Here is a 26088-nt window from a genome sequence, read left to right on the forward strand (position 1 = left end):
GGACTTATACATCTCTTCCCGGTTTCAGTTGTTCCGCATCATCAAAAGTAAGGATGGCATTTACCAGAGTCGCTGCCAGATTGCTTCCCCCTTTGCGTCCTTCTACTATCAGTTTGGGGATATGGCTGAAAGGTTTCACCATGTGTTTGCTTTCGCAAACGTGCACAAAGCCCACCGGAGCAGCGATGATGCCGCATGGATGCGCTTTTTCTTTCCGTATCAGGTCACACAGTTCCATCAATGCTGTAGGGGCATTACCGAATACATATAAAGCTTCCGGATGTTCCTCTGCTGCCATACGTATACCGGCCTGTGTACGGGTGATTCCTTTTTCTTTTGCCAATGCTGCCGCGCGTTCGTCACCCAGATAGCATTTCACCCCGATGCCCATCCGTTCCAAAGCACCTTTACGGATGCCCGCGGCAGCCATCGTCACATCCGTAATAATTGTACGTACTTTTCCTTCATTCAATATTTTATACAGACATTCTACGGCAAGAGGATCTATATGCAATATGTTTTCCATCTCGAAATCGGCTGTGGTATGGATGGCATGCAGTAATGCCCATTTGTGATCCGAAGGAATATTTTTATTTTTCAATTCTTTCTCAATAGTACGGAAACTGTTTATCATAATCTCCTGACCGATTCCTGTCGCATCGGTGGTCTTTTCCCGGTAATAACCACGCGGAGTGATTAATTTCCCTTCCCGATAATAAGACTGGGAGTTGCCAATCAATACCACTGTAAACATATCCACCTGTTCGGGATCGAATTCTTGCAAAGTGGTGATTGTCACGGTTTCTTCCTTACGTCCGGCCTGACGCACAAAGCCTACCGGGGTTTCGGGGGCACGCTCTTTCAGAAAAATTTCTTTTAATCTGTAGAGTTGCCAATACCGCCCTTCGCTTTTGGGATTATAGACCGCCGTTACAAAATCTGCCGTTGCGGCTGCATGGATGCGTTTTTCAATCCGGTCCCATGGTGTCATGAGGTCGGAGAGGGAAATCACACAGAAATCGTGACCGATGGGTGCTCCCAACAGGGAAGCCGCTTTCTGAAAAGCACTGATACCCGGCAATACTTCTATTTCCACCCGGCTGCCACGCTCGCATTTCATTTCGTAAACCAGCGGAGCCATGCCATAAATTCCGGCATCTCCCGAGCTGATAACGCATACAGTCTTTCCTTGTTCCGCCAGCTCGAAAGCCTGTTCGGCACGTGCTTTTTCACGTTTCATTCCGGTGTCTATACATTCGGTGCCCGGTTCCAGATAGGGTTCGATAAACTGGAAATAGTATTTATAGCCGATTACTACATCGCTGTTCTTGACTGCTTGTATTACAGCGGGGGTTATATCTTCGGGTGAGCCGGGACCAATGCCGGCTACGATTAATTGGGCCTTTTTCATTTTTTATTATATAATTATTCCTTTCCGGAATCTGATTTAAAAGTTTCCTTCAGTGCTTTCAGCCAATATAATCCTCTGAATGACAATGCGCTGTCCTGACAGTAGTTCCTTCATCTTGCTTTCAGGCTTTTACATAGACGGACTGAAAGTGGTGGCTGGCATGAGGAGCCAAACTTAACCGTACAAAGTTACTTATTTGAGCGGGAGAAACAAGTCTTTTCTTTCTATAAATTATGGAAATCTTTTTTTATCAGGCTTAATAATGAATAAGGCATCATTCAGAATGTGCCGTAGTCGGGAAGTCGGCAAAGCAGAGGATATTGCCGGTGAGAATTAAAAAAGGAACTAAGAATTATAGCGATTTGCTGATAGATAAGTTTGAAGAAAAAATGTTGGCGGAATCATTGGGGGGCACTATGGGGATGGTTAAGCCTTTTTATTCCTGCACTTAACCCTTTTTAAACCTATGATTTCTATCTCCATAGCCTTTGGAGTTAACTCCAAAGGCTATGGATTTAACTCCGCAAGCTTGGGAGATAGAAATCATTCGTTCAAAAAGGCTTAGTCACAAGGATGTGAGAGCTTAGGAATCGGCTTGCCGGAGTTTGTTCTGTATGGAAGAAGCTGCCTCCGCTGTTTGTATCATATCGGATTCCGTTATTTTAAGGCCTTGCCATCCGAGAAAGCATTACCCACTTTTTCTCCTACTTTCAGATAATCATTATTGAACGGGTCGAAGATGACGGGAATAACTTTGGAGGCATCCACTTTTCCATTCTGATCCAGTACACGTTCATCTACACTTACATTGACTATTTCGCCGCGCAGGATACAGGTTTCGGGATTGTAATCCTTCAGCTTGCATTCCACAGCTACGGATAACTCATCAATCAGCGGGGCATCCACAAATTCCGACCGGGTGGCATGGAATCCCGCACGGGCGAATTTGTCCGGAACCTTGTTGCCCGAAACAATGCCTACATAATCGCAAGCGATGATTTGCCCGGCTTCTGCCATGCTCACTGTGAATGCTTTGCGTTTCAGGATGTTGGCCGTTGTCTTGTGACCTTCGCTGATACAAATACTGATTTCATTCATTTCACTGATACCGCCCCAAGCCGCATTCATGGCATTGGGAAGACCGTTTTCATCGTATGCGGCGATGATAAATACCGGTTGCGGATAGGTAAAAGGTTTTGCTCCTAAATTCTTTCTCATACTATTTATTTTTTAGTCCATTGTTTAATCTCTTCTTTGGTAGCACCGTTCATCAGCCTGCCTTTCTGCCAGTTCAGGCTGGGGTAGGCTTTCTTTAATTCTTGTTCGGCGTTAGAAATGCGGCTTCCACCCGAGGTAGCGAATGGAATGAGGATATTGCCTGTGAAATCACCTTTTTCTATAAAACTGTTGATGATTCTTGGAGCCAGGTTCCACCAAATGGGGAAACCGATATAGATGGTATCATAGGCTGCCAAGTTTTGGGGCTGGGAACGCAATGCGGGACGTGACGAGGCATCTGCCATTTCCACACTGTTGCGCGAGGATTTGTCGTGCCAGTCCAGGTCGGCGGAGGTATATTTCTTTGCAGGTTGTATTTCGTAGAGGGCTCCGCCTGTCACCTCCGCTATCTGTTTGGCGGCTTTCTCTGTTGTACCTGTCGCCGAGAAGTAAGCTACTAATGTTCTGTTGCTCTGTTTCTGTGCGTTTACGGTAATACACAGTATCATGATTACCGTCATAAATAATCCGAGTCTTTTCATACGATTTATGTTATTTGGTTCAAATATACGTTTTAATATTTTATGATGTTGCAAATTTAGGTATATTTGCTTGGGTTCTTTGTAGATAAATTACGGGTATCCTGACCTTAATTACAGATTCTGCCATATATAATATATGGATCAGCATATCAAACTGATTATCAAAGAAGAAATCAGCCTATTACTAACGGCAGGTAACAAAATAGTAACAAAAAACGAAGAAATTCGCTTGGTGGCGGGTTTCTTATGTAAAGGTAATAAAAGGCGATTACCTGTCCGAAAAAGAAATAAGGCTTTTGCTTTACAATAGCTTTCTCAAATCCTCAATATCCGGCAAAGCGTTACGAAGCCGTTCCGGCATGTCTTTAGATGCATGGTAAGTAGCAACCCCCATCGGCTTGTTATAATCACGAACGGCAAACTCTACAAAGGTTTGATTCATTTCCCTGCAAAGGATTATTCCGATAGAAGGGTTTTCATGCGGCTTCCGGATATATGTGTCTAAAGCAGATAGATAAGTATTCAGTTGTCCCAAATAAGATGTGCGGAATTTTCCGGATTTCAGTTCGACTGCGACCAAGGAATTAAGCTCCCGATTGAAAAAGAGCAAATCAATAAACATTTCTTCTCCTGCAACCTCCATACGATACTGATTGCCTATAAAACTGAAATCTTGTCCGAAGGTCATGATAAACTTCTTCACATTGGCAACAATCGCCTTTTCTACTATCTTTTCGTCTAAATCCTCCTCCTGTTCATTCAGTTCCTCCACATTAATGAAATCAAGCAAGTATTCATCTTTGAATGAGCAAACAGCTTTTAGAGCTTGCTTGGTATCAGGCAATGCTTGTGCGAAATTGTTAGGAAAAGTGCCCCGATGGCTGTACAGGTCTGTTTTTAAGTAATCCCTTAAAGTGTATTTACTCCAATAGCGAGTGGCGCACTCATGTATATAGAACAGCCTTGCTTCCAAAGTCTTAGCTTTGGATATTATTTCAGTATGATGACTAAAGCCGATTGAAAGGAAGTCTGACCAGTTAAATTCATCAGCCAGTGGCTGGCGAATTTCTACAAGAAGTAATTTTTCATCCAATACTAAATCGTCAGCCAGTGGCTGGCGATTTAAAACAGATTCCCATGCTTCATAAAATATTCGCATGTTCTTTATATTCGAAGCTGAAAATCCCCTTAGCCCCGGCAATTCTTTTTGCAATAGGGAAGATATCTGTTCAATTGCACCTTTTCCCCAAAAGCCAGTACGGGAATTTTCCGACACATAACGTCCGATGCCGTAATAAAGAGATAGCTGTTCCTTGTTCACCGATGCGGCTGCACGGTACTGGCTGCGTAGGATAGCTTCTTTTATGCTCTTTACAGCTTCTCTATAATTCTGATTTATATCCATTTGTATTTTGTTATATGTGACAAAAGTACAAAAATAATGCTGGCGAAACGACAAAACTTTGTTTTCTTTTCGCCAGCACATATTTTGCTGTCAGTATAAATAAGTTTAGTTTGTTCCTTTGTCTATATATCCAAAACGAACTTGACTTAATCTGTAACCTTTTTATTATAATACTCCAAAAACGCCACTTCACCTATCTCACTTAACAGTTTTTGATTTTCAATAAAATCCTGTCCATGCTTTTGCCAACGTTTGGCAAATCCTTTAAATCTGGTACATGGGAAGTTGCTGCATTGGAAACAATGTGTTATCTTTTTCCCAAAACAACATAAATGAAATGTTTTGCATTTTTCACAACGAGAATGATTTAACTCGGCTCCTCTGCAAGCTCTTTTTTCTCTCGTATATATGGGGCATCCCCCACAAAAGACACCACAAGCAGGAATACGACCATTATAAGGCTTGATTTTAGCCATTTCCCTTGCCATCCAAAAGTTAGTGAGAGAAAGCTGATTCGCTTTGCGCTTTTGTTCTTCCTTTACTATATAACCTTTTTTTTCAAAGAAAGGGCGAGCAGTCAAGCTCACTTCGGATGTAATCCGCATAATTCCGGCTGTAATTGCATATCGTTCTATTTCTTCCAAAAGCATCGTAGCAATACCTTTACCTTGAAAGTCCTTGTGAACAAACATAGAATGTAAATAGCCTTGAGACGTAATAGATGAAAAACCAACGATTTGTGACTGTTGATTAACAGCTACAATAAAATAGTGGGTCTTTATCATCTCTTCAATGTTAGAAAGGTCATCTCCGCAGGATGCCCAATCCTCAACTTCTGCCTGCGAATAATCCTTGCTATTTACCGCAAGAACAGTGTTTTGAAATAATTCTTTTAGCGCAATAGTATCCGTCTGTTGAGCTTCCCTGATTGTAAAGTCTGTTTTCATATCTATTATATTTATGGTAAATTCTTTTCAGTCTTTCTTATTTTGTAGCTATTATGGAATAGACCATCGGAATATGATTACTTTAATGTTTTATCCTATATTTAAAAGTCAGATTTCAGATGGATATCTACCCTGTTGTTCCCCGGTTTATTTCTAAATAATCAAAATCCGCATTCATTCTTTTAATATTAAATGGATTATATGCAAATATAGCAAAAGGTACAGTATATCATTCATTGTGAATTGCACTTTTTACTGTATTTCAGCAAAATACCTTTCTTTACAGGCTAAAACCTTTGCTCCTTTTCTGCACCTCTTTCAGTTGTATCCTTTGATAGAGTTTGCTAAACAGCTCCCTGAACCAATCGGATACATTTTTTTGATTGATGATTAGCATCAATTTGTTCCTGCCACATCGTCATCGAAAAAGCAATGTCCTTTTAGCTCAACAAGTGTATGAATGTGCTGCCATATATATGGAGTGGGTAGCCCGGCAGGAACATTCCGGCTCTTCTTTTTATTCCCGGATGGGATAAGATTCGGTAACTAAGGTAAGATAATCCGTAATTGAGGTTATAACCTTGTCCGGATAACTTCTTATTTTTGTGACCGGAATATTTCAAATAACTGAAAAAGCTGTATTTTAGCAGACATTAAACAAGTTAGAATGATGGATAAGATATTAAATTTAGACAGTGTGGACCAATATAACAGTCTATACGGACTTGAAACGCTGAATCCGTTGGTCAGTGTCATTGATTTGAACAAGGCTACCCGGCAGATGGACTATGTGCACTGGAACTATGGCGTTTATGCACTTTATCTGAAATTGGAGAAAGCTTGTGATATCAAATACGGGCGTCGGAGTTATGACTATCAGGAGGGAACCGTGGTATGTTTTGCTCCGGGACAAACAACGGAAACCACATTGACCACCGACCGTGTGCAGTTGAATGTGCTTGGCATTCTTTTTCATCCGGATTTGTTACGGGGGACCACGCTTGGAAAAACAATAAAAAAATATACCTTCTTTTCGTATGAAGTGAGCGAGGCGCTGCACCTTTCGGAAGATGAGTGCAATATTATGACAGATTGCCTGAAGATTATCCGTATGGAACTGGAACGGGGAGTGGACAAGCACAGTAAGACCTTGCTGGTAAACTATATAGAACTGCTTCTTAATTACTGTATGCGTTTTTATGAACGTCAGTTCGCCACCCGCAGTCATTCGAACCGTGATGTGTTGACACGCTTTGAAGGGTTGCTTGACGATTATTTTGAGGGCGAACTTGCCGAGCGTGACGGATTGCCTACCGTGAAATACTTTGCTGACAAACTGTGCCTTTCATCCAACTACTTCGGGGATATGTTCAAGAAGGAAACCGGCAAGACTCCACAGGAATATATTCAGGAAAAAGTGATAGAACTGGCAAAGGAACGGATGTCCGACAGGAGAGAAACCGTCAGCAGGGTAGCCTATTCACTGGGATTTCAATATCCGCAGCATTTCTGCCGGTTGTTCAAGAAGCGTGTGGGCTGTACACCGAATGAATATCGGGCACAAAACCTTCTTTTATAGTATTCTGTCGTAACAAGCAATGCAAGAGACTATGTTGGACTTGAGGACTGTATATGAATGTAACCGCTGTCTGGGTTGCAAGACATTGCATCCGCAGGTGGGCATCATCAATCTGGAGAATCCTTCATTGGAAGAGGATGCGGTGAAGTTTGAATTCTATGCTGTCTTGCTGATTGAGGATTGTCCGGGCGGTTGTTGCTGCTGCGGACGGAAATACTATGATTACTCCAATGCTACCATGGTGTTTCTCACTCCCGGCGAGATCTTTCGTATGAGTAAGGAGAATACGTTGCCGGATAAAGGATATCTTTTGGCATTTCATCCTGACCTGTTGTTCCGCACCTCACTGAAGAATCATATTAAAAATTATACCTTTTTCCATTATCGCAAGGAAGAAGCGCTGCATCTTTCGCGGCGTGAGACAGAGAAAGTGACGTGTTGCCTCTCGAATATAGAGGATGAGTTGCATCATCCCATTGATACTCATAGCAGTATTATTCTTTCCCGGCATATAGAACTTCTGTTGGATTATTGCACCCGGTATTACGAGCGCCAGTTTATTACCCGTGAGAATAAGAACAAGGCTCTTTTGGAAAACATGGAACGTTTGTTTGTGGAATATATCGCATCCGGAAGGTTGCAAGGCGGCAAGTTGCCCACATCCGGCTATATGGCGGGAGAGCTTGATTTGTCTGTCGCTTACTTCAATGATCTGCTGAAATTTGAAACCGGCAAGACTTTGGAGGAATATTTGCAACTGAAGCGGCTGGATATAGCCAGGCACATGTTGTTGCAGGACGGTCATACGCCTGCTGCTGTGGCACGGAAGTTAGGCTATCCTAATGTGCAGTGCTTCAGTGTGCTTTTCAAGAAAATAACAGGTGTCGCCCCCAGTGATTACCGGCTCTCGCAGAATTGATAACCGGGTTGCAGTACCATGTTTTTGTGATACAGTTCCCTTCTGTAAAAATGGTAATTCTATCTGTAATTTATCTACAAAGAATGAATGGGGCCTGGCTTATCTTTGCATTGTGAAATGAAAGCGGCTTTGTCCGCATCGGAATGAAGCAAGACAACAGATGAAATCATTTAAACAGGTAGAACGATGTATATTGAACAAGTAAATTCTCCGCAAGACATAAAACAGTTTTCTGCGGAACAGTTAAGACAGTTGGCAGGTGAAATCCGCAATGCATTATTGACCAAGTTAAGTGCCCACGGAGGACATGTGGGACCTAATCTGGGAATGGTGGAGGCTACAATAGCATTGCACTATGTATTCAATTCACCGACGGATAAGATGGTATATGATGTATCCCATCAAAGTTATACACATAAGATGCTGACCGGGCGTAAGGATGCTTTCCTGAATCCGGAGGATTATGATGTGGTGTCCGGATACACCAATCCCTGGGAAAGCGGGCACGATTTTTTCACTATCGGCCATACTTCCACCTCTGTCAGTCTGGCTTGCGGTCTTGCCAAAGCCAGAGATCTGAAAGGCGGACACGAGAATATCATAGCCGTGATAGGAGATGGCTCGCTCAGCGGCGGAGAAGCTTATGAAGGTCTGAGCAATGCGGGAGAAATGGGAACCAACCTTATTATAGTGGTTAATGATAATGAAATGTCCATTGCCGAAAACCACGGCGGGCTCTATCAGAACCTGAAAGAACTGCGCGACACGGAGGGACGGTCGTCCTGTAATTTCTTCCGTTCTCTGGGGTTGGATTATCTTTATGTGGGAGAGGGGAATGATATTCCGTCTTTGGTTGCGGCTTTTGCCAAGGTGAAAGATACATCACGTCCCACAGTGGTTCATATTCACACACAGAAAGGAAAGGGATACGCTCCGGCAGAAGCCGACCGGGAGGAATTTCATTGGGAGATGCCTTTCGATCTGGAAACGGGTAAGCCGAAGGTGGATTGCAGCGGTATGGAGGATTACCATAGCCTGACCGGGAAGTTTTTGTTGGAGAAGATGAAGGAGGACCACACGGTTGTTGCCATCAGTTCGGGTACTCCTACTGTGATAGGTTTTACTCCTGAACGCCGGAAACAGGCAGGGCGTCAGTTTGTGGATGTAGGTATTGCCGAGGAACATGCCGTGGCATTGGCATCGGGTATCGCTGCCGGTGGCGGACGTCCGGTGTACGGGGTTTACAGTACTTTTATCCAGCGTTGCTATGACCAGTTGTCTCAGGATTTGTGTATCAATGGAAATCCGGCGGTGATCACTGTGTTTATGGGGACAGTAGCCGGAATGAACGATGTGACTCATCTGGGTTTCTTCGATATTCCGCTTATCAGCAATATCCCGAATATGGTTTATCTGGCTCCTACGTGTTCCGAAGAGTATTTTGCTATGTTGGAATGGGCTGTCCGCCAGACGGAATATCCCGTTGCCATCCGTGTGCCGGGAGTGGCAGTGGTGCATCGTAAGGAAGAGTTTGACACGGATTATAGCGAGTTAAACCGCTACAAAATGACAGCCAGGGGAGAAACTGTTGCTATTCTTGCATTGGGTTCTTTCTATGATTTGGGACAGGCTTTGAAGAATAAGCTTCGGGAAGAGTCGGGTGTTGAGGCTACTTTGATTAATCCCCGTTACATAACAGGGCTTGACGAACTGATGCTGGAAGAGTTGAAAGTGGGGCATCGTATTGTCGTAACGTTGGAAGACGGGGTGCTGGATGGAGGATTCGGCGAGAAGATAGCGCGTTATTATGGTAATTCTGAAATGCGGGTGCTGAATTACGGACTTCGTAAAGAATTTGCAGACCGCTATAATCTGGATGAGCTGATGAAAGCCAACCGGTTGACTGACAAGCAGATGGCGGAGGATATTGCCGGTATATTGGAATAACCTTTTACGGAATGGCTGAAGTCCGAGACTTCAGCCATTTTTGTAATAGTGAAATAGATAAACCGGATTAAAACTGTTTGTTACCATAAGCATGAGAACTGGAATACTTATTCTTTTTCCAGAAGCGAATAAAACACAGGATGATAATCGGGAAGTAGTTCCGGGTGAAAAGCTTTTATCATGTCACTCAGAAGAACATCGGGTGAGAGGGGAAGATTCTCATACAAAGGTATCCATTCCAGATTGCAATAAATAACCTTCTTTTCTTTAAAAGCCCGGAAATCAGCATATTGTGGATTGGAAGCTTTTAATGCTTCATAAGAGAATTCTCCTTTATAACCATTCATCACTCTCCAGTAGCCGGCATTATATCCTTTGGCGTATACGGTTTCAAAATCCATGAGTACACCTCCTGTTTCACTATTATCCTTCATAAAGTAATCGGCCCCTGCGTCGGCGAACAAGCGGGCATAGAAACTTTGTCCTCCGGGTACATACCAGGTATCTCTTCTCATTTCTCCACTGAATACACTGGGACGCTGTTTTACATTGGAAACTTTGGCTTTCAACAGGTTATAGCGTTGTTCCATTTGTGCAAATAATTGGCATGCCTCTTCCTCTTTACCGATAAACATACCTGCTACCTTGATCCATTCGGACAGCCCCAATGGTGATGTTTCCTTGAAAGCCCAATAGGGAACCAGAGGGATGTTCAGCTCTTTCATCACTTCATACCCTCCCCGGCGGTTGGGAGATACGAAAATGATATCGGGTTGGGATGCAATGATAATTTCCGTATCAAAGTTTCCTTCCATTCCTATCTTTTTCACCCGTCCGTCTTTTAATCGGGCAAGCCATTCCTTATTCTGCATCCGGCGGGTGGTACTTGTCGCTACCACTTTGTCATAAGCGTTCAGACCGGTAAAACCTGCCAGTTGCGGCGTGGTCATGCAGATCACTCTGTCTGTCGGAGTCGGAATAACGGTATAGCCATCGGGTATCTCGGCTTTTGTTCCTTTAGGAACTAAGGCGAAAAGTTCGGGTATTGCATGGTTATTGTTCGGCTCCGAGATGGACAGAAGCTTTACTCCATCCGGACGAACAGTTATTTTGAAGCCTTTGGCATAACGGGGGGCCAGGGCTGTTTGTATGGTATCTGCGGAAGGTAGCCCGTTTTCACTCACCGGGTTGCGGCTTTTATAGCCGCAACCTGCCAGGCAGAAAGTTGTTATGAGCAGATAGACAAGTCTGGTTTTAGAGGTCATGCTAAAAATAGTTTTATTGCTTGAAACGAACCAGCAGACTGACATAGAAAGAGCGTCCCGGTGTCAGAGTTGCATAATTACTGTTATAAGGACGGTCATCTGTGTAATTGAAAATGTTTTCAACTCCGACGGCGGGTTCCAGAGCAACAGATTTTAAATTGAATGAATGGCGTGTGTTGATATCCCAAAGCTGGTGGGCGGGGGCGTCACCGTAAGTTTTAGACCAGCGTGTACCTTGATAGCGTCCGTTGATTGCAATATTGAATGTATAATCATTCCATGTTTTTCGCCAGCTGGCATTGAAATTACCCGAGTGATGTACTGTTCTTTCCAAACGGATGTCTTCCGTACGGTTGCGCCCGTCCGTGTAAATATAGTTTGCTCCGAACATGAAGCCTGTGAAGGGACGGACTGAAAAACCTATGTCAAAGCCTTTCACACGTGCCTTTTCTATATTGCGGTACTGGCGTCTGCGAGTGATGCCGTTTTCAATATCTTCGGGCGTTGTTCCTATATCTTCCGCTTCGATCTTGTCTTTCAGGTCATTCTGATAAATGGACGCGGCAATGGAGAACAAACGATGATTGTATTCTATATTCAAATTATAGAAATTGCTCTTTTCCGGGTCCAGGTCAGGGTCTCCGACCGTGATTTGTCCACGGCTTTCAGAAACGGCATACATTTGTTGCAAGGTAGGTGAACGGAATCCGGCAGCGTAGGATGCACGTACATTCAGTCCTGAATATTGGTACATCAAGGATAGTTTGGGCGTGAACTGGCTTTTAAACTTTTCATTATAGGCATACCGTATACCTGCCACTACGCTGATTGCATCCAGTAGTTTTACTTCGTCCTGTACGTATGCTGCCAGTGTATAAACACTTTGGTATTCATTATTCAGCATCTTGCTGGTTTCAGTCGGCTCCAAGCCTTCGAATACATAGTCCAGTCCGGTAAAAAGTGTATTGTTCTCGTGAGTCTTGAATACACCTTTTAGATTGGCATTGGTGTAAGTCTGGTCTTTACTGAGGACTTCGTCACCGGTTTTATGCGTTTTTGCATCATTTATATAGTCATAAAAAGAACGGAAATTGGTGGTGCTTATATTCCCTTCTATATATGAAGCCCGCTTAGCCAACAGATATTTGGCTGTTCCACCCACTGTATAGGACTGATGCCGGTTGTTGTAATCGTAGGCTCCGGTACGGTCGTTCTCGCTGATAAAAAGATTACCGTTCAAATGAAGGCTTAAACGCTCTGTGGCTGCGTAGCTCAAGGTTTGGCTCACATTATGCGAATGATTCTTATAGACCGGTTTCTTTGTGGTTTCCACCAGTTCTCCCTTGCTTTCCTCATACGGATTCAGTTGCCATCCATCCGAAGTGCGGTAATTATAGTTCAAGTGTGCGGATAATTTTCCATCATTGGCGTCTGCGTTGACTGATTCTGAAATTCGTCCGTGAGAACTTACACGGGTATTGGAAGATACATTCAATGCAGATTTAGGATCATCGGTAATGATATTGATTACTCCTGCGATGGCGTCACTGCCATAAAGGGCGGAAGATGCTCCTTTCAATACTTCAATACGTTTTACGACATCCATATTGATCCGGTCGTAATCTATAGATCCCGAAATATCTCCGGCTACTTTTTTACCGTTAATTAATACGAGGAGGTATTTATCAGGCAGTCCGTTTACGTATAGGGTTGTTCCCATAGCGGTGGTTTGCACCGAGATAGAGGGAACCAGTTTCACCAAGGCATCTTGGAAACTGGATGGATTGGCATTTTGCAGATCACGTTGGGAAATGACCTCTACGGGTACAGGGCTGTCTTTCAGCTTGTGGTGAGTTCCGGTTCCGGTTACCACTACCTGATCCATGTTGAAAGTGGTACTTTTCAGCCTTATCACCATTTCTTTTTGACTTTGACTGACTTTCTGAGTGACAGGAGCATAATTCAGGCAACTGGTACGCAGGGTATACGTTCCCTCTTTGATGTCTTTCAACAAAAATTCTCCTTTAGGATTGGTAGCACATCCTATTGTAGTTTGTTCCAAACGTACGTTAGCGCCTTCCACCGGCTTTCCTGTACGGGCATCCACTACTTTTCCACTTAACGATATCTGGGCGGACGCACACACCACCATGCAGCCGAATAAGGCTGTCAGTAAACATTTCTTTTTCATCGAAATAATTTAAGAATTAATAATTAGCTTTCCTGGCCCCGGGAAAGCGTGAATTATCTATGTTCAGACCTGGCAGGTTTCCTGGCTTCACCCTGAAAAGCGCCTTCCCATTTCTTACAAAGGAAACAGTGGCATGGCGAGAGTTGCTTTTCATTGACGGGTTTCACAGTAGCGGGCACTGCTTCGGATTCTATGACCGAATTCCCTTTTATGCAAATACGGAAAGTACTTACATCACCAAATCTGATGCAAAGGTAGGGTTTTATTTTAAAATCTTTTGGGATTCTGAAAATAAAAGAAACATTTTGTGATGTTTGATACTGATTTATAGGCTTCTTAATATATAAGGAAGGGACAACTAAGGACGAATGGGCATTTTCTTTGGCAGGATGAGAGGCTTGTTTCCGGTTTTAAATCCATAACTACTATTAATAGGTATTGACTGCTATTGGAAATAGTTCTATCTTTGCTCCCGTTACGATGAAGAAGCATTTGATTCATATTCTAAAGCTTTTCCTTCCACTGATATTTATTGCCTATTTGGGAGGTATTACCCTTTTTACTCACTCGCATGTGGTAAATGGGGTGATTATCGTACACTCGCATCCGTTTAAAGGGGAGCATCAACATACGGAAGTGGAATTGGAAACTATCTTTTTCCTTTCTTCTTTTGCTGCTTCCGGTAGTTTGTTCACTCCGTCTTCCACAACGGTCTTTTGGGCATTGCTGTGTTTGCTGGCTGTGCCGGCTGTAGAACGCATCAAACTGATACGAACCGGTTGTGGCATGTATTTGCGTGCGCCTCCCGCTGTTTGTTAAATAGTATATTTTTATGTTGGTGGAGTGATTTTCCGTTACATTATCTGTTTGCGGATTCATTCTTCTGACTGCTATCCTTTTATTTATTAATAAACAGAATAACAACACATGAAGAAATATATATTTTTCTTGATGGGAGCAGTGTGTTTTCTACTCTCATCATCGGCTGTGCACGCCAATGAATTGAATAAGTCCGATGCCAATATCATAGGTCATGTATTGGATAAGAATACGGAAGAGCATCTTTCTTTTATCAGCGTATCGCTGAAAGGAACTACCATAGGAACTATGACTGACGCCAGTGGACACTATTTCCTTAAAAATCTGCCTGAAGGAGAATTTACCATGGAGGTAAGTGCTGTCGGTTACAAGACGGTCAGCCGGAAAGTAACTTTAAGAAAAGGGAAAACTTTGGAGGAGAACTTCGAGATAGAAGAGGATTTGATAGCATTGGACGGAGTGGTGGTGTCTGCCAATCGTAGTGAGACCACCCGCCGCATGGCACCTACGTTGGTTAATGTGATGGATGTGAAAGTGTTTGAGAACACTAATTCCTCCACCTTGTCGCAAGGACTGAATTTTCAGCCCGGAGTGCGGGTCGAGAATAATTGTCAGAACTGTGGTTTCCAGCAAGTACGTATCAATGGGTTGGATGGCCCTTATACGCAGATATTGATTGACTCGCGTCCTATATTCAGTGCCTTGGCCGGTGTATATGGATTGGAACAGATACCTGCCAATATGATTGAGCGTGTAGAGGTGATGCGCGGAGGAGGTTCGGCTTTGTTCGGTTCTTCAGCCATTGCGGGAACCATTAATATAATCACCAAGGAGCCTGTACGGAACTCAGGGCAGTTGACACATACTCTGACAGGCATAGGCGGTACTTCTTCTTGGGATAATAATACGACACTGAATGCTTCGTTAGTGACTGATAATCATAAGGCAGGATTGTATATTTTTGGACAGAACAGAGAAAGAAGCGGTTATGACAATGATGGCGATGGCTACACCGAATTGCCAAAACTGAAAAATCAGACAGTCGGTTTTCGTTCTTTTATCAAAACAAGTACATATTCAAAACTGACTTTTGAATATCATCATCTCAGTGAGTTCCGTCGTGGCGGGAATAAACTGAACCGACCTCCCCATGAAGCGGATATAGCCGAACAATTGCAGCATACTATCAATAGCGGGGGAGCAAAATTTGATTATTTCTCTCCGGATGAGAAACAGCGGCTGAGTGTATATGCTTCTGCACAGCATACAGGACGCGACAGTTATTATGGTGGAGGACAAGATGTGAATGCGTATGGCGCGACCACGGATTTTACCTGGGTCACAGGATCGCAGTATATCTATAGTTTTGATAAATGTTTCTTTATGCCTGCCGATTTTACCGGAGGACTGGAATATAATCAGGATAACTTGACGGATGATATGTGGGGGTATAACCGTTATACCAAACAAGAAGTCCGTATAGCCAGTGCATTTTTCCAGAATGAATGGAAGAACAAGCAGTGGAGCTTTTTACTTGGAGGGCGTTTGGATAAACATAATATGGTGGATCATGTAATCTTCAGTCCGCGTGCTAATCTTCGTTACAATCCGACCGAAAATATGAACCTGCGTGCCAGCTATTCTTTCGGATTCCGTGCACCTCAGGCCTTTGATGAAGATTTGCATATAGAAAATGTAGGTGGAACTGTGTCTATGATTGAACTGGCAAAAGACTTGACAGAAGAAAAATCACAAAGTCTGAGTATATCGGGAGATTTGTATCATCGTTGGGGAGATTTTCAGGGAAACTTGCTTATAGAAGGTTTTTATACTTCGCTTTCAGACGTATTTGCCTTACGTCAGAAAGGAGAGCGTGACGGTATTATTATCAATGAACGGTATAACGAGAAAGGAGCTAAGGTATATGGTTTGACTTTGGAAGGAAAGATTGCTTACCGTTCCTTACTTCAATTGCAGGCCGGCGTTACCATGCAGAAGGCCGAATACAAGCAGGCACGTGCATGGAGTGATGATGAAACGGTTCCGATGGAGAAAAAAATGTTCCGTACTCCGAATACTTATGGATATTTCACTTTGTCATACAACCCTTTCGTACCGATGACTATTGCATTATCCGGTACTTATACCGGTAGTATGATGGTAGAACATAAAGCAGGTTTTATTGATAAGGACATTGCTGTGAATACACCTGATTTCTTTGAATTGAATCTGAAAGCCGGTTATGATTTCAATTTGTATAAAGGCATAACCATGCAGGTCAATGCTGGAGTACATAATATCTTTAATGCGTATCAAAGTGACTTTGACCGGGGGGCAAAACGTGATTCCGGTTACATTTATGGACCGGGTATGCCGCGTTCTTACTTTGCCGGAGTGAAATTGAGTTTTTAATTTGTATATATTATTGCCGGGAGAGGAGCGCTGTCCGCCCTCTCCCGGCAATTTGCGTCATAGAATAAATAACCTGTTATAGGACTTTCGAACAGGTTATTTTAGATAATAATTCTTTTGATACTCTTTATTTAGAATAATTATCTAAAATAAAATGATTTATTGGATGTAAAATCTGCTATTCCTATCTTTGTGAAGAAATAAATCTGAAATGTGATTAATATAAAGATAAATCTTCTATATAGCTGTCTGTTATATGGATTTATCGGAATTAATAAGTAAAAAGGTCAAAAAAGATGGGTATTGCTGAGTTGATAAATAAGGAAAAGAAAACAGCATTTTCTTTCGAGGTTCTTCCACCGTTGAAAGGTACTGGAATTGAAAAACTATATGCTACAATAGATACATTACGGGAGTTTGATCCTCTTTATGTCAATATTACCACTCATCGCAGCGAATATGTGTATCGCGAGTTGGGGGGTGGTTTATATGAACGTAATCGTTATCGGCGGCGTCCGGGTACGGTAGCGGTGGCTGCGGCTATACATAATAAATATGATATTACTGTTGTACCGCATATTTTGTGCAGTGGTTTCTCGCGTGAAGATACGGAATATATATTGCTTGATTTGCAATTCTTAGGTATTACTAATCTGTTGGTACTCCGGGGTGACAAGGCAAAAGATGAATCTTCTTTTGTTCCCGAGAAAGATGGTTATGCCCATGCTTTGGAGTTGGAAGAGCAGATCAATGCTTTTAATGAAGGCAAATTTATTGATGGAACGCCGATTCAGGCTCCTTTAACTCCTTTTCGTTATGGGGTGGCAGGCTATCCGGAGAAGCATGAGGAATCTCCCAACATGGAACAAGATTTATATTGGTTAAAAAAGAAAGTGGAAGCCGGAGCCGATTATGTAGTGACACAAATGTTTTATGATAACCGAAAATACGTTGACTTTGTGGAGCGTGCAAGAAAAGAGGGGATTAATGTTCCTATCGTACCGGGCATCAAACCTTTTTCCAAGCTATCACAACTCAGTGTTATTCCTAAAACATTCAATGTGGATTTACCACAGGAATTGGTTGTGGAAGCAATGAAATGCAAGGATGATAAAGAAGCGCGTGCATTAGGCATAGAGTGGTGTATCAATCAATGCCGGGAGCTGATAGCATATGGGGTTCCGGGGATACATTTTTATACAGTGGGTGCGGTGGATAATGTGAAAGAGGTGGCGACAGCTGTTTATTGATAGTCTTTAATGGAAATGTTTCTGTCAGGTCATTTATTGCTCCGTATCTTAACGGTTTAAGATGCGGAGCAAAATTATTTTGTAAATGGGTTATAAGTCATCTTCCAAAGCTGTGCTTTTGGCATAAGCCGTACTCTTTGCTTCAAAAAAATCAGTCTTTACCATATTGGCATTGGAATATTGAGATACCCAGTGCATGCTTTCCGGCTCTTTATGGTTTTCTTCGTACAGAGGGCCAAAACCTAAACTACTCCAACGGAGATTGCCTAAATATTGAATATAATCTTCTATCATTTTCCGGTTGAGTCCCTGTATATTGTCTCCTATTACATATTGTCCCCATTCTATTTCCTGCTTGACCCCCTCACGCATCATGTATTCATATATTTTTACTTTATCGGGAGTGAATAAATCCGGTTTCTCTTTCTTTAATTCCAGAATAATGTTGCGGAATAACCACAGATGCGTGTTTTCATCTCGATTGATATATCGGATTTCTTGTGCGGAACCTGACATTTTTCCATTACGGCTCAAGTTATAGAAAAACATGAATCCGCTATAGAAATAGATTCCTTCCAATATATAGTTGGCGATAAGGGTTTTCATCAATGTGAATCCATCCTGACTTTCCTGGAATTCGTTATAGCAATTGCCTATAAAGGTATTTCTTTTCAGCAGGTGTCCGTCTGTCTTCCATTGGTAAAGGATCTCGTTACGCTTTTCGGGGCTACAGATAGAATCCAGCATGTAACTGTAGCTTTGGCTGTGTACACATTCCTGAAAGGCTTGGATATGGAGGCATAGATTAACTTCATTGGCTGTGATGTATTCGCTGATGGTGGGCAGATTATTGCTTTGTAAAGAATCAAGGAACACTAAAAAACTCAGGATTTTATCATAGGCGGTGCGTTCTGCCTGGTCCAGGTGAGGATAATCCTTGGTGTCTTGGGTGAGATTGATTTCTTCGGGAATCCAAAAATTATTCATGGCCTGACGATACCAGTCACTAACCCATTTGTAGCGCATATTATTGAAATCATTCAAATTGGTGGTGTTTCCTCCAATCATTCTTCTGTGACGGAGGTCGGTATCTCCCTCAGGATTGAAAAGGGCATTCTTTTTTAATTTTATTGTATTCATGATTTATTGTTGTTTTATATTCTGTCTTCTTGTTTTACTGCTAACTCAAGGCTGTATATTAAAAATAAATTTGTTATTCATTTCTTGTAGGGGCGCAAGCATGGTGCCCCTACAAGAAATGTTTTAGCATGACAATTCAGTACTGGAGTGTTTACGAAAAGATCAGGAAGCACAGCTTTCACATTCTTCTACTTCCAATGATTTGCTGCGGACATAATATACTGTTTTTACGCCACATTCCCATGCCAGCAAATACAGGTTTAATACTTGTCTCAGGGTAAATTCATTGGTAATGTATAGATTCAGACTTTGCGCCTGGTCTATATGTAACTGCCGGATCCCTGCGGCACGGATACTCCATGTCTGATCTGTCAGATAAGCACTTTTATATATCCAATAGGTCTTATCGGACAATGCCGGTGCAACACGTGGCAGCATGGCTCCTTTCTTTTCTTCCAAGAAGAAACGTTTCATTACCGGATCTGTTCCGGCAGTGGTTCCGGCAATGATACTGGTGCTGCTGGTGGGGGCAATGGCAAGAAGATAGGCATTTCTCATTCCTTGTGTGGAAACCTTTACAGCCAATGCTTTCCATTCTGGCGAATTGTAACCCCGTTTTATAAAATAAGCTCCGGTCTGCCAGTCGCTGCCTTCAAAATAATGATAGGCCCCTTTTTCTTTTGCCAGTTCGCTACTTGCTGCTATGGCAGCATAGTTGATACGTTCGAAAACTTTATCCATAAAACTGAGATGTTCCTCGCTTTCCCAACGAATGCCGCGAACAGCAAGAGCATGATGATAGCCGCTGACTCCCAAGCCGATACTGCGGTAGCGATGATTGGTAATCTGAGCAAAAGGAATCGGATAAAAGTTCAGTTCAATCACATTATCCAATGCCCGTACTACAGTTGCCACCTTTTCTTTCATTTGTTTTTCATCCTCCAAGGGCAAATGTCCTAATGAAAGGCTGGCAAGATTACATACCACAAAGTCTCCGGGCCGGATTGTTTTGACTACCACTGTATCACCATCTTCCGTACATATCTCTGTAGAAACTGTTTCAATGGAGGACATGTTTTGTGCTATTTCCGTGCAAAGATTGGAGCAATAAATGATTCCCCGGTGCGCATTGGGATTGGCACGGTTCACGGTGTCACGATTGAATGTAAAGGGAGTACCTGTTTCTACAGCCGAACGCAGTATCAGTCTGACGATATCTTTGATGCTCATGCTGCGCTTGGAGAGTCGGGAGTCATTTACGCAATCCATGTATCTTTGTTCCCATTCCTCTCCGTAGTAGTCTTCCAGACAGTATCCTTTGACGGTCATTATTTCATTGGGGCAGAATAAATGCCATTGCTGGTTTAAATCCCGTTTCGCCATACGCCAGAATAAGTCCGGATAGCATACGGCGGGGAAGATGTCGTGCGCTTTCATCCGGTCATCTCCATTATTGGTCCGGAGTTGCAGAAACTCAGGCAAGTCTTTGTGCCATACATCCAGATAGACGGCTACGGCTCCCTGACGCATACCTAACTGGTCAACGGCTACAGCAGTGTCATTCACCAGTTTCATCCATCGGATTACACCTCCGGCCACACCTTTGAATCCGCGTATGTTTCCACCTGCGGCACGAACTTTGCCAAAGTACATTCCCATTCCTCCTCCAAATTTGCTTACCATCGCAAAATTGTCTAAGCTGCGGTAAATGCCTTCCAGACTATCGGGCACTGTATCAATGAAGCAACTGGATAACTGGTGATAAGGTTTTCGGGCATTTGCCAGGGTAGGAGTGGCCATTGTGACTTCCAGACGACTTAATATATCATAGAACTTTTTTACCCATTGCAGTCTGTTCTGTTTTTCGGGCATAGCGAGATGAAGGGCAATCCCTAAATACATTTCCTGCACAGACTCTATAGGTTCGTGTGAACGGGTACGGATCAGATAACGTTTGGCAAGCAGATCCAGTCCTGAATAATTGAAAAGCTTGTCACGTTCGGGACACATGAAGCCGGCTGCCGTTTCTATCTCCTGTGGAGTATAGGAGGCCAAGATATAATTACCATACAAGCCCTCGTCGGTGAGGTAGCGTAATTTATCATAAAATGAAAAGATGCCGGCAGCTTCCGCCTGTTCGGTCAGTTTCTTTGTCAATCGGAAATTCAGCAGACGCGCTGCAATGAATTCCCAGTCGGGAGTTTCTTGTGTTGTCAGTTCTACAGCCGCTTTGACAAGTGCCGCCAACCGTTCCCCGGATGTCATATCCGGTTTACAGAAACTTGTGAATTTCTCTGCGAGAAAGGTTAGACTATATTCCTTCCCGGAGAAGTCTTTTTGTATCTCTTTCAGTATATTTGCTATAGTATCATCACCGGTTCCGGTAATGATTTGACTGAGGACTTTTCTTCTTTCTGTGCGCTGCCAACGGTAAAGTATATAGTTTTTGGCTTCTGCGTAAAAGCCATGTTCCATCAAGCTACGTTCCACTTCGTCCTGAATGCGTTCTACACTACGATTTGCTTCGTTTTGATGCAGAAATTGTTCCACTTCATCTACTATGGTGTAGACAGCTTCATCTGTTATTTCTTTTTGGGTACTGATAAAACTTTTCCGTATGGCAACGGCTATTTTTTCCCTGTCGTAGGATTCTGTTGTCCCATTCCTTTTAATTATTTGCATGAGATGCTGTTGGTATGAATTATTGTATATTTTCGTACCGCTTCCCTAACCCCACGAGTAGAAACGGCCTTTGATGAATGGCAGGTCTTCTGACTGGCTCCTCATTTCCGATGCCTTCCCGCGTTCTCGTTATGTGGAGTCAGGCAGTGGCAATAGGTACGTATCGGAAATTTTATCGGAGTTTCACAGCAGCGGGACTGTCCGGGATTTACACCCGATTCCCTTTTAATCCGGATAGAGGACATCTATTCGGAACCGATTCGGGAACAAAGATAATGGAAATTGGAATTATTACAGCATTGAGTTAGTTTAAAAATCAGAAATGATTTATAAAAGTTGGATGGTATTAAACATTTTGGACAAGTTCTACTACCATGCTTCCAAGCAGCACAGCTACTATTGTTATGAGTAACCAATTGATATACTTGCTTTTCGATCTCGTCTTTTCTTTTTCTGAATGACACTGATTTTTACCATATAACCGAATGATTCCCCAATGCGATTGGCACTGCGTATCACTCGTGAAGTATGTACACCACATCCCATCATGTGAGCGGAATATTCAGAAATAAATCCACTGACATCTATCAAAGTTTCGGCTGTCTTATCCATTTAAATGAAGTTATGTTTTTCTTTTTTTAGAATCCATAGACACGACATGGCTTTCCAGTGGAAGGCATTTCCTTGTCAATTTCAATCTTTAATTTTTTTATATTCAATATTTCTTCTCCTTCAAGCATCAGGCACATAATAAGAAAACAACCGTTTTTCTCACATTCCATATCGAATAACCGGTGTTGTGAAAACATGCCTAACCCATGTGAGTCAATAAGAATAAACTTTGGATGGTTATAAAGTAATGCAGCCAGAGAGTCCCAATTAAGCTTCATGTCAAACATAAAGAAGTCTTTGGTTGCATAGTCGTTGGTTGCCATATTGCCGGTATATAAAACCAATGCTTTACCTTCTATGTCCAAGTTATTAAAGTATTCGTCGGCTGGTAGTCCGTTCCGACAATCTACCACGACGGCATCTGTTACATATTCTTTATAGCGGGGAGCTTCCATATAGCAATCCATGTGGGTGCCGATGTGTCCGAGACGTTCCGTTTCTTTGGCATCAAGTTCGAACTGTGCCAAATCTTCATCACTTAACTGTAAATGTAGTTCTTTGGTAATCGTTTCTTGTTGGTACATATTTAAAGAATTTTAAAGTTTAACCTAATGAGAGTATCAATAATTGAGCCGTAAGTACGCGTAGGAACATAGCAAGCGGATATACGGTGGCATATCCCACGGCCGGAGCGTCACATGAAGTCAGATCATTGGAATAGGCGAGGGCAGGCGGATTAGTATTTGCTCCTGATAATACACCAATAAGGGTATAATAGTTTAATTTACAGGCATAACGCCCAATGAGCCCCGTTATGATTAATGGTACGGTCGTAATAATAGCTCCATACATAATCCAAATATATCCACCTTCATTTACAATTGTCTCTATAAAATCTTTCCCGGCTCCCAACCCTACACAAGCTAGGAATAAGGAAATCCCGATTTCTCTTATCATCAAGTTAGCACTCATCGTGGTGTATGTAATCATTTTATATTGAGGACCGAAACGACTGATAAGAATGGATACAATAAGCGGTCCACCTGCTAGACCAAGTTTTACTGGTTGTGGAATACCTGGAAACATAAATGGAATACTTCCCAAGATACATCCTAATGCGATGCCGAAAAAAATGGGGATAAGATTGGGATGATTCAGTCTCTTCATGGAGTTTCCCAAAACCTTTTCGGCATGAGTGACAGCAAGTTCACTACCAACTATAGTTACACGGTCGCCCATTTGCAACTGTAAATGTGGGGAGGCTACCAAGTCTACTCCTGAACGGTTGATACGGGTGATGCTCGCACCGAAGTTATTTCGTATCTTAAGTTGTGAGAGCATTTTTCCATTTAACTCAGGCTTTGTTATCAAAATGCGGCGTGAGATAAGTTTCTTGTTTAACTGTTCCCATTCCATTTCTACCTGTTTGCCAAAAAATACTGTAATCGCTTCAATGTCAATAGGGTTCGAGATAACCAGAATCTTGTCATCAATATGTAATATCGTTTCTGAATTTACTAGTTCCACTTCCTGCTGTCCGTCATGATGGCGTATGCGCGAAATGACGAAGTTGCGGTTTACCAAAGGACGTATTTCCTTAATGGTCTTCCCATGTATTGCTTCATTTTTTATCTCTAATGTAACGGGGCGTACGGTCAGTTCCTGTAAATGTCCCAATCCTTTTTCGGCATCGGCTTCTTCTTGTGATGTTTTGATATTAAGAATGTATTTCAGTGCAAGCAATGAGAGAATGGCACCAACCACCCCCAAGGGATAGGCAACAGCATATCCCATCGCAATCTCCGGTGCATCTATGCCATTTAAATCACTATTTGCCTGTTGGGCGGCACCAAGGCCGGGAGTATTGGTAACAGCACCAGAGAGAATGCCGACCATGGTGGTTATGGGAGTTCCGGTAGTAAAATGTAAAATGATAGTAATGACTACACTGATAAAAATAGCCCCCATAGCCAACATGTTCAGCGTAAATCCTCCTTTCTTAAAGGCTGAGAAGAAACCGGGACCCACCTGCAAACCAATGGAATAGACGAACAAAATAAGACCGAATTCTTTTAGAAAATGTAGCAGGTGTTCATTCAGATTCAGATTGAAATGGCCGAATACGATACCGACAAAAAGAATCCATGTGACACCAAGTGAGATGCCGGATATTTTTATTTTACCCAGCATAATTCCAAAGGCGATAACTAGTGACAGAATGAGTACGGAGTGTGCTACACCTCCGCCCCAAAGATTGGGATATCCTTCAAAGAGGTTTTTAAGAAGTTCCATAGTATTAAGAAATATATTTATTTTTAACTAAGTCATCATTTTATATTTAAAATTTCCCATCATGTGGGTTGGTAAAAGTATCCCCGGAAAAATCACTTCTGCGGGGATACACACACATTGAACAATTACAACGGCATATTGCCGTGCTTTTTAGGCGGATTGCTTTGGTTTTTGTTGTGACACATTTCCAAAGCCTGAATGAGTTTATAGCGGGTGTCACGGGGCATAATCACTTCATCAATCAAGCCGCGTTCTGCCGCACAATAAGGGTTAGAGAATTTATCTTCGTAATCTTTGATTATTTCTTGTTTTTCTTCAGGAGTGGATTTCCGATAGAGGATATTTACAGCTCCCGCAGCTCCCATAACGGCTATTTCCGCCTGTGGATAAGCCAGGTTCACATCGGCTCCCGTCGGTTTGCTGGACATGACAATGTAGGCACCTCCGTAAGCTTTACGGGTAATTAAAGTTACCTTGGGCACTGTAGCTTCGGCGTATGCATAAACTATCTTCGCACCGTGGCGGATGATGCCGTTGTGTTCCTGTATTGTTCCGGGCAGGAAGCCGGGAACATCCTCGAAAGTGATCAGAGGAATGTTAAAGCAGTCGCAGAAACGGATAAAACGGGCAGCCTTGTCACTGGCGTCAATGTCAAGGACGCCGGCCAGCCAGGCGGGCTGATTGGCAACAATACCTACGGAACGACCTCCCAGGCGACCAAACCCCACCACCACATTTTTAGCAAAGTGAGGCATCACCTCGAAGAAATACTGGTTATCCAGCACCGGTTCGATGATATCCTTTATATCATAAGGCATATTCGGATCTTCGGGAATGACAGTCTGCAACGCCTCCACCTGACGATGGATGTCATCGTTGCAGGGAACCAACGGCGCATCCTCCATATTGTTGGAAGGCAGGAAACTCAGCAATTCGCGGATACTCATCAGCGTTTCCTCCTCATTGTCGCACATAAAATGGGTCACACCGCTTTTGCTGCTGTGGGTATAGGCACCGCCCAGTTCCTCCTTGCCCACCTCCTCGTTAGTCACAGTCTTCACCACATCCGGGCCGGTGATGAACATGTGGCTCTTCTCTTTTACCATAAAGATAAAATCGGTTAGTGCTGGTGAGTAGCAGGCTCCTCCGGCACAAGGACCCAAGATGGCGGAAATCTGCGGGATAACACCTGAGGCGATAGTGTTCTGATAGAAAATAGAGGCATATCCGGCAAGGCTGTTCACCCCTTCTTGGATGCGTGCGCCTCCCGAGTCGTTCAGGGCGATAACGGGAGCTCCCGTCTTCAAAGCCAGTTGCTGAACCTTTACAATCTTGGCAGCATTGGTCTCGCTCAGCGAGCCGCCATGTGCGGTAAAATCATATGCATAGACAAACACCGGACGGCCGTCTATCTTTCCGTAACCGGTGACCATACCATCTCCGGCAATCTGCTTCTT

20 protein-coding genes and 2 riboswitches are annotated in these 26088 nt (G+C 43.0%); of the genes, 7 read left to right on the plus strand and 13 right to left on the minus strand.

Annotation, left to right across the window (positions count from 1 at the left end; translation table 11 throughout):
* Positions 1-4 precede the first annotated feature (4 nt).
* The 3 genes from cobJ to RE317_RS18770 form a co-directional block, all read right to left on the minus strand.
* Positions 5-1411, minus strand: coding sequence for a precorrin-3B C(17)-methyltransferase (gene cobJ, locus RE317_RS18760; RefSeq protein ID WP_016270484.1), 1407 nt, complete (start codon positions 1409-1411; stop codon positions 5-7).
* Positions 1412-2068: 657 nt separating this feature from the next.
* Positions 2069-2629, minus strand: a complete 561-nt coding sequence (locus RE317_RS18765; protein ID WP_005853288.1) for a flavin reductase family protein — start codon at positions 2627-2629, stop codon at positions 2069-2071.
* Between the two features lie 5 nt (positions 2630-2634).
* Positions 2635-3171 (minus strand): flavodoxin, encoded by a 537-nt coding sequence (locus tag RE317_RS18770; RefSeq protein WP_008668690.1) that lies wholly within the window; start codon positions 3169-3171, stop codon positions 2635-2637.
* A gap of 136 nt (positions 3172-3307) precedes the next feature.
* Between RE317_RS18770 and RE317_RS18775 the strand changes: the two genes are divergently transcribed.
* The gene (locus RE317_RS18775; RefSeq protein ID WP_008668692.1) at positions 3308-3481 is read left to right on the plus strand and encodes a hypothetical protein; all 174 of its coding nucleotides are present in this window, start codon (positions 3308-3310) and stop codon (positions 3479-3481) included.
* Here the strand turns inward: RE317_RS18775 and RE317_RS18780 are convergent.
* Positions 3473-4576, minus strand: a complete 1104-nt coding sequence (locus RE317_RS18780) for a YhcG family protein (RefSeq protein WP_008668694.1) — start codon at positions 4574-4576, stop codon at positions 3473-3475. The two genes, RE317_RS18775 and RE317_RS18780, sit on opposite strands and share 9 nt — an antisense overlap.
* A 146-nt stretch (positions 4577-4722) precedes the next feature.
* A complete protein-coding gene (locus RE317_RS18785; protein ID WP_008668696.1) occupies positions 4723-5523 on the minus strand; it encodes a GNAT family N-acetyltransferase in 801 nt (266 codons plus the stop codon).
* Positions 5524-6193: 670 nt separating this feature from the next.
* Here RE317_RS18785 and RE317_RS18790 point away from each other — a divergent pair.
* The 3 genes from RE317_RS18790 to RE317_RS18800 all read left to right on the plus strand — a co-directional run bounded on the left by RE317_RS18790 (position 6194) and on the right by RE317_RS18800 (position 9968).
* On the plus strand, positions 6194-7102 hold the full coding sequence (locus tag RE317_RS18790; protein WP_008668699.1) for an AraC family transcriptional regulator: 909 nt from the start codon (positions 6194-6196) through the stop codon (positions 7100-7102).
* Between the two features lie 31 nt (positions 7103-7133).
* Positions 7134-8021: an AraC family transcriptional regulator gene (locus tag RE317_RS18795; RefSeq protein WP_008781516.1), complete on the plus strand. Its 888-nt coding sequence runs from the start codon at positions 7134-7136 to the stop codon at positions 8019-8021.
* 186 nt (positions 8022-8207) lie between these two features.
* On the plus strand, positions 8208-9968 hold the full coding sequence (locus RE317_RS18800; RefSeq protein ID WP_008668704.1) for a 1-deoxy-D-xylulose-5-phosphate synthase: 1761 nt from the start codon (positions 8208-8210) through the stop codon (positions 9966-9968).
* A 107-nt stretch (positions 9969-10075) separates the two neighbouring features.
* Here the strand turns inward: RE317_RS18800 and RE317_RS18805 are convergent, their stop codons facing one another.
* Both RE317_RS18805 and RE317_RS18810 read right to left on the minus strand, forming a co-directional pair.
* Positions 10076-11233 carry an ABC transporter substrate-binding protein gene (locus RE317_RS18805; protein ID WP_005853296.1) on the minus strand — a complete coding sequence of 386 codons (1158 nt, stop codon included), beginning with the start codon at positions 11231-11233 and terminating at the stop codon, positions 10076-10078.
* Between the two features lie 13 nt (positions 11234-11246).
* A complete protein-coding gene (locus RE317_RS18810) occupies positions 11247-13424 on the minus strand; it encodes a TonB-dependent receptor (protein WP_008668706.1) in 2178 nt (725 codons plus the stop codon).
* Positions 13425-13477: 53 nt separating this feature from the next.
* A riboswitch (cobalamin riboswitch) is annotated at positions 13478-13681 on the minus strand.
* A gap of 181 nt (positions 13682-13862) precedes the next feature.
* On the opposite strand from RE317_RS18810, the gene RE317_RS18815 reads away from it, so the two are divergent.
* The 3 genes from RE317_RS18815 to metF all read left to right on the plus strand — a co-directional run bounded on the left by RE317_RS18815 (position 13863) and on the right by metF (position 17905).
* Entirely contained in the window at positions 13863-14243 is a 381-nt protein-coding gene (locus RE317_RS18815) for a hypothetical protein (RefSeq protein WP_008668708.1), read from the plus strand.
* Positions 14244-14351: 108 nt separating this feature from the next.
* On the plus strand, positions 14352-16655 hold the full coding sequence (locus RE317_RS18820) for a TonB-dependent receptor (RefSeq protein WP_005846516.1): 2304 nt from the start codon (positions 14352-14354) through the stop codon (positions 16653-16655).
* 296 nt (positions 16656-16951) lie between these two features.
* Positions 16952-17905 carry a methylenetetrahydrofolate reductase [NAD(P)H] gene (gene metF / locus RE317_RS18825; RefSeq protein WP_005846514.1) on the plus strand — a complete coding sequence of 318 codons (954 nt, stop codon included), beginning with the start codon at positions 16952-16954 and terminating at the stop codon, positions 17903-17905.
* Between the two features lie 90 nt (positions 17906-17995).
* Here the strand turns inward: metF and RE317_RS18830 are convergent, their stop codons facing one another.
* The 6 genes from RE317_RS18830 to RE317_RS18855 form a co-directional block, all read right to left on the minus strand.
* Positions 17996-19045, minus strand: coding sequence for a ribonucleotide-diphosphate reductase subunit beta (locus tag RE317_RS18830; RefSeq protein WP_016271293.1), 1050 nt, complete (start codon positions 19043-19045; stop codon positions 17996-17998).
* 162 nt (positions 19046-19207) lie between these two features.
* The gene (locus RE317_RS18835) at positions 19208-21727 is read right to left on the minus strand and encodes a ribonucleoside-diphosphate reductase subunit alpha (protein ID WP_005846509.1); all 2520 of its coding nucleotides are present in this window, start codon (positions 21725-21727) and stop codon (positions 19208-19210) included.
* A 61-nt stretch (positions 21728-21788) separates the two neighbouring features.
* Positions 21789-22002, minus strand: a riboswitch (cobalamin riboswitch).
* A 127-nt stretch (positions 22003-22129) separates the two neighbouring features.
* Positions 22130-22339, minus strand: a complete 210-nt coding sequence (locus tag RE317_RS18840) for a hypothetical protein (protein WP_005846507.1) — start codon at positions 22337-22339, stop codon at positions 22130-22132.
* A 26-nt stretch (positions 22340-22365) separates the two neighbouring features.
* Positions 22366-22923 (minus strand): hypothetical protein, encoded by a 558-nt coding sequence (locus tag RE317_RS18845; RefSeq protein WP_005846505.1) that lies wholly within the window; start codon positions 22921-22923, stop codon positions 22366-22368.
* A gap of 19 nt (positions 22924-22942) precedes the next feature.
* Positions 22943-24631, minus strand: a complete 1689-nt coding sequence (locus RE317_RS18850; protein WP_005846503.1) for a putative transporter — start codon at positions 24629-24631, stop codon at positions 22943-22945.
* 125 nt (positions 24632-24756) lie between these two features.
* On the minus strand, positions 24757-26088 hold a 1332-nt coding region (locus RE317_RS18855), incomplete at its 5' end, for an acyl-CoA carboxylase subunit beta (protein ID WP_130085422.1).

Source organism: Phocaeicola sp. GP0067 (genome assembly GCF_031119655.1).
Classification (GTDB): domain Bacteria; phylum Bacteroidota; class Bacteroidia; order Bacteroidales; family Bacteroidaceae; genus Phocaeicola; species Phocaeicola vulgatus.

What these genes read in the sequence shown, in the direction of transcription:
- RE317_RS18765 (WP_005853288.1), bottom strand. Translation starts at nt 2,629, where the DNA reads ATGAGAAAGAATTTAGGAGCAAAACCTTTTACCTATCCGCAACCGGTA.
- RE317_RS18850 (WP_005846503.1), bottom strand. Translation starts at nt 24,631, where the DNA reads ATGGAACTTCTTAAAAACCTCTTTGAAGGATATCCCAATCTTTGGGGC.
- RE317_RS18820 (WP_005846516.1), top strand. Translation starts at nt 14,352, where the DNA reads ATGAAGAAATATATATTTTTCTTGATGGGAGCAGTGTGTTTTCTACTC.
- RE317_RS18845 (WP_005846505.1), bottom strand. Translation starts at nt 22,923, where the DNA reads ATGTACCAACAAGAAACGATTACCAAAGAACTACATTTACAGTTAAGT.
- RE317_RS18770 (WP_008668690.1), bottom strand. Translation starts at nt 3,171, where the DNA reads ATGAAAAGACTCGGATTATTTATGACGGTAATCATGATACTGTGTATT.
- cobJ (WP_016270484.1), bottom strand. Translation starts at nt 1,411, where the DNA reads ATGAAAAAGGCCCAATTAATCGTAGCCGGCATTGGTCCCGGCTCACCC.
- RE317_RS18800 (WP_008668704.1), top strand. Translation starts at nt 8,208, where the DNA reads ATGTATATTGAACAAGTAAATTCTCCGCAAGACATAAAACAGTTTTCT.
- RE317_RS18830 (WP_016271293.1), bottom strand. Translation starts at nt 19,045, where the DNA reads ATGAATACAATAAAATTAAAAAAGAATGCCCTTTTCAATCCTGAGGGA.
- RE317_RS18775 (WP_008668692.1), top strand. Translation starts at nt 3,308, where the DNA reads ATGGATCAGCATATCAAACTGATTATCAAAGAAGAAATCAGCCTATTA.
- RE317_RS18840 (WP_005846507.1), bottom strand. Translation starts at nt 22,339, where the DNA reads ATGGATAAGACAGCCGAAACTTTGATAGATGTCAGTGGATTTATTTCT.
- RE317_RS18785 (WP_008668696.1), bottom strand. Translation starts at nt 5,523, where the DNA reads ATGAAAACAGACTTTACAATCAGGGAAGCTCAACAGACGGATACTATT.
- RE317_RS18790 (WP_008668699.1), top strand. Translation starts at nt 6,194, where the DNA reads ATGGATAAGATATTAAATTTAGACAGTGTGGACCAATATAACAGTCTA.
- RE317_RS18810 (WP_008668706.1), bottom strand. Translation starts at nt 13,424, where the DNA reads ATGAAAAAGAAATGTTTACTGACAGCCTTATTCGGCTGCATGGTGGTG.
- RE317_RS18835 (WP_005846509.1), bottom strand. Translation starts at nt 21,727, where the DNA reads ATGCAAATAATTAAAAGGAATGGGACAACAGAATCCTACGACAGGGAA.
- RE317_RS18805 (WP_005853296.1), bottom strand. Translation starts at nt 11,233, where the DNA reads ATGACCTCTAAAACCAGACTTGTCTATCTGCTCATAACAACTTTCTGC.
- RE317_RS18795 (WP_008781516.1), top strand. Translation starts at nt 7,134, where the DNA reads ATGTTGGACTTGAGGACTGTATATGAATGTAACCGCTGTCTGGGTTGC.
- metF (WP_005846514.1), top strand. Translation starts at nt 16,952, where the DNA reads ATGGGTATTGCTGAGTTGATAAATAAGGAAAAGAAAACAGCATTTTCT.
- RE317_RS18780 (WP_008668694.1), bottom strand. Translation starts at nt 4,576, where the DNA reads ATGGATATAAATCAGAATTATAGAGAAGCTGTAAAGAGCATAAAAGAA.